At 63.0% G+C, this 419-nt stretch carries 1 protein-coding gene; it reads left to right on the top strand.

The window, feature by feature from the left end; all coding sequences use genetic code 11:
• Positions 1-124 precede the first annotated feature (124 nt).
• A partial coding sequence (locus ACNFOC_RS55565; protein WP_416966466.1) for a hypothetical protein occupies positions 125-419 on the top strand: 295 nt, incomplete at its 3' end.

Genomic DNA, 419 nt, shown 5'->3' on the forward strand with positions numbered 1-419 from the left:
GGTTTCGTCACAATCGGGATGCACGTCTTGGACCAGTGGGACTTGGATGAATTCTCGCTCGTGCCATTTGTGGGCAGCAATGGTTTGAGCTTGGGCAGGTTGTCGGGTTAAGCTCCGGGCAGCCTTGCATTGGGACGAGGTGGGAATTTCCCAGGTGTTAGTGTTCAGGGACCCGAAAAAGTCGCTGCCGATCTATGGCGCGCTGCTGATGGCGGCGTTCGCCCTCGGCGGCTGTTCCAGTCAGCTGGTTGACTACACGCCCAACGAGGCTCAGGCCCATCCCAGAGAGCCCGGCGCCTACCTTCCGGTGCATGATTTGCCGCCGGAACGCGATCAGGCTGTGATCCCGCCGGACCAGCGCGCCAAGATCGAAGCCGAGCTTGCCGCCGCGCGCGACCGCCAGGCGGTCGCCGCCAAGG

This window comes from Streptomyces colwelliae (assembly GCF_048158785.1).
GTDB lineage: Bacteria > Actinomycetota > Actinomycetes > Streptomycetales > Streptomycetaceae > Streptomyces.